Origin of the sequence: Actinokineospora sp., from assembly GCF_050699995.1 — a bacterium.
Lineage (GTDB): Bacteria > Actinomycetota > Actinomycetes > Mycobacteriales > Pseudonocardiaceae > Actinokineospora.
Map to the genome: position 1 here is coordinate 1 of NZ_JBOHGC010000671.1, position 3,995 is coordinate 3,995.

Annotated in this window: 2 protein-coding genes; one reads left to right on the forward strand and one right to left on the reverse strand. The window is 66.4% G+C overall.

Translation table 11 applies throughout. The annotated features are described in order from the left end of the window. Positions 1 to 474: hypothetical protein (locus ACRDSQ_RS32960; protein WP_431426599.1), on the forward strand; the 474-nt coding region annotated here is incomplete at its 5' end. 141 nt (positions 475 to 615) lie between these two features. On the opposite strand, the gene ACRDSQ_RS32965 is transcribed toward ACRDSQ_RS32960, so the two are convergent. Then, positions 616 to 3,995 (reverse strand): tandem-95 repeat protein (locus ACRDSQ_RS32965; protein WP_431426600.1); only part of this gene is annotated, 3,380 nt, incomplete at its 5' end.

Consider the following 3,995-nt stretch of genomic DNA (forward strand, 5'->3'; position numbering starts at 1 on the left):
GGCCCGCGGCGCTTCTCGCCCATCGTTTCCTCCGTGCGGGTCACGCCCGGCGGGCGGTACGACGCCGACTTCCGGCTGGACTACGACCCGGTGAAGCACAAGATCCTGAACACGCGTGTGGGCGTGGGCACGCAACTCACCGAGCTGCTCCGCGTCGGCCTCTCCCACCTGGTGATCCGGAACGACGAGGTGCTGCAGCCGCGCTCGAACCAGCTCCGCATGCTGGTGAGCTTCGGAGGCCTCAACCGCCGCGGGTTCAACGGCGCCTTCGCGGTCACCTGGGATGTGCGGGAGGACTTCCTGCCCAACACCGTGGTGCAGACGAGCTACAACTGGGATTGCTGCGGCGTGGCTTTTTCCTACCGGCGGCTGGGGCTGGGGCCGCTGCGCAGCCAGAACGAGTACCGCTTCGCCTTCACCATCGCCAACGTCGGCACCTTCGGCACCATCCGCGAGCAGGAACGCCTCTTCTAACCGCGGCGCAGCTTTCCCCGGGCAGAGGTTTTCGAGTTGCGGGCGTCCAAGGTCCGCTTGCCCCTTCGAGAAGAGTGTGGCGGGAAAGAAGAAGGGGGAAGCGGCCCCGCTGGGCGGGACGAGCTTCCCCCGAAGAGCGAACTACTGAACGACGACGGTCAGGTCCACCGTGCGCTCGAGCGTGCCGGCGCCCTGGGCGCGGATCATGATGGTGTGGCTGCCGGCCGGCGTGCCCGGATTGCCCAGGCTGGTGAAGAAGTCGCCGCCGCTCCCGCAGCCCACCAGCACCGTAGCCATCACCAAGGCGATAGCCAGCAGGCAGAGTGTGCCGAGGCCGCGCCGCTTCCGGCGCCCGCCCGCCAGCACCAGGCCGAACAGCGCCAATCCGGGCACGGTCATAAAGAGCGCCAGGAAGGGCGGCTGGGAGGGCTGGCTGGAGGGCGCGTGCAGTTGCGCGAAGCCCGGCGCCGTGGTTTGGATGCGCAGCATGGTCACCACGCCGCCCGGCGGGGCGTTGGCCACCATGTTGCTGGGCGAGAAGCTGCAGGTGGTCTGCGCCGGCAGGTTCAGGCAGGAGTAGGTGATGTTGGCGGCGTAGGCGCCGTTGATGCCGGTGGCGGTGAGGTCGAAGTCCACCGCCTGCCCGGCGGTGATGGTGGCCATGGTGGCGCTGGTGCAGGGCGGCATGCCGGAGGTGCAGTTGGCCGCGATGCTGTAGTCAGTGACGTCCACCACGATGTTGCCCATGTCCATCCCGCCGTTGCCGTCATCCACGGTCACGTCCACGCTCAGGCCCACGCCGAACGGACAGGCCAGCGTCGGGTCTTCCACCGCGGAGGCGCCGCAGCCGCCCGTCCAACTGAAGGTGAGCGGGTCGTTGTCGGCGTCGGTGACCGTAATCGAGAAGGCCACGTTGGCGCCCGTCGAGGTGTTGCCCGGAATCGGGCTGACCGGGTTCGAGGTCGGCCCCGCGGTGATGACCGGCGGGTCGTTGACGTTGGTGACGGTGATGGTGAAGGTCGAAGAGGCGCTGGTGTCGACGCCGCCGTTGGCGGTGCCGCCGTCATCCATCAGGACGACAGTGATGTCCGACGAGCCGAAGGCGTCGGCGGCGGGCGTGAAGGTCAGGTCGCCCGACATGGCGTTCACCGCTGGCTGGACGGAGAACAGGGCCGCGTTGGTGTTGGCAGTGACGTTGAACTGCAACGCCTGCCCGGCTTCATCGGTGGCGGTCGCAGGCCCCGGCATGATGTTGCTGGCCCAGCCGGCCACGGTCTGCGCTCCGGAGTCCTCAGCCACAGTAACGTCGCCGGCGTCGGTGAAGCTAGGAGCGTCGTTGACGGCGACCACGGTGACGTTGACGGTGCCGGTGTCGGTGCTGAAGGTGTCGGAGACGTCGTAGGTGTACGAGTCCATGCCGTTGAAGTCGGGGTTGGGCGTGTAGCGGAGAATGCCGCCGCCCTGGTCGGTGACGGTGCCGAAGGCGCCCTGGGTGAAGCCGACCACCGAGAGAGTGCCGCCGTCGCCGCCGTCGTCGTCGTTGGCCAGCACGTTGGTGTCAACGAAGCTGTCTTCATTGGTGTTGGCCACGTCGTCCACGGCGTTGGGCGGGAAGTTGGCGACCACGTTGACGGTGACGAGGGCGGTGTCGCAGGCGGCCGAGGGGTCGCAGGCGTCGTAGGTGAAGGTTTCGGTGCCGGTGAAGGCGGCCGCCGGCGAGTAGGTGATGGTCATGCCATCAGTCATAGCGGTGCCGCCCATGTCGGGCGCCGACAGGTTCACGACGGTGAGGGTGTCGCCGTCGACGTCGGTGTCGTTGGGCAGCACGTCGAGAACGTTGTTCATCGAGTTCTCGACGACGGTGAACATGTCGTTGTTGGCCACCGGGGCGTCGTTCACCGGCGCGATGTTGATGGTGAAGAACTGCTGGCCGCTGGTGTCCACGCCGCCGTTGGCGGTGCCGCCGTCGTCCATCAGCACGACGGTGATGTCGGCGCTGCCGTTTGCGTCCGGAGCCGAGGTGAAAGTCAGGTCGCCCGAGGTTCCATCCACCGCCGGGCCGACCGAGAAGAGCGCCGGGTTGGTGTTGTTGGTGACGTTGAAAGTGAGCACCTGGCCGGCCTCATCGGCGCCACCGCCGGGCGAGATGGCAGTCGCCCACATCGCAACCGTCTGCGCCCCGGCGTCCTCCGCCACCATCACGTCGGGCCCGCCGGTGAAGGTGGGGGCGTCGTTGATGCCGTTGACGGTGATGGTGACGGTGGCGGTGGAGCAGAGCGGCTCGGTGTCGCAGACTTCATAGACGAAGCTGTCCATGCCGGCGAAGTCGAGGTCGGGGGTGTAAGTGAAGGAGCCGTCGGCATTGAGCATCAAGGTGCCGTTGGAGACGTCCATCACCGGGGTGGTGGTGACGGTCATCGCGGTGGAGTCAGTGTCGTTGGCGAGCACGCCCGAGGCGGCGTTCACCACCAACTGCACTTCTTCGTTGGTGGAATACATGTCGTCGAGGGCATTGGGCGGGGCGTTGGCCAGCAGCACCAGGGTGACGTCATTGGCGTTGAATTGCACCTGCCACTCATTGGGCGCAACGTTAGGCAGGTTGATGGTCGAATAGGTCCCGTTGACGCCGCCGGTGGCGGTGAGGATGGTGAACATGTTGCCCACCACCGGCGTGAAGGCGTCGACGAGGGTGACGTTGAGGGTGCCGTTGAGGTTGGCGACGCCGGTGGCGTTGAGCTGGTCGTGGTTGCCGACCATGTTGCCGGGTGTGGTGCCGCCTAGCTCGGCGTTGTAGGCGCCGCCGATGAGCTGGGTGTTATTGCCGGTTTCGTTAATCACGCCGGCCCCCATACCGCCGATGGTTCCTGGCCGGAGGGTGCCACCGCTGTTGACGACGTCGCCGATAATCGTGCCCGCCCCTTCGATGGTACCGTCGTTGATCTGGAAGGTCGAGCCGGAGAAGCTCCCCCCGTCCAAAAGCAACCTGGAGGTGGGGCCGTTCTGGGTGAAGGTGGAGCCGAAGCTCAGCGTCCCGCTCAGCGACTCGGTAATGTTAGTGCTGGTGTAGGGCACGCCCACGGTGGTGACTCCGGCGCCGGCGGACTTGCTGAAGGTGCCGGGGTTCATGATGGCGCCGACGAGGAGGCTGCCGCCAGCCAGGATGTCGGCATCGGTCTGGATGTCGAAACTGCCGTTGTTGGTGAAGACGCTGTTGCCGTCGATCACGATGTCGCCGCCGGTCCACGTTAACGTCGTAAGATTGTTCAAAAGGTTGGGATCGTTGAGGACCTTGTTCCCGCAGGCGGTGTCGCTGAGGGTGGCGGGGCCAGAGACAGTGATCGTGTCGCCGCCCTCGAAGGCGCCGCACGACCAGGTAAACGAAGCGGAGATGTTGAGCGGGGTGAACACGTTGACCTGACCGTTCGCCTGGTAAATGCAGTTCGGGACGTTGGCCGTGGCGCTGGAGTTCAGGGTGAGGGTCCCCGCGCCCAGGCTGACGGTATCGATAGTCAGGCTGGAGC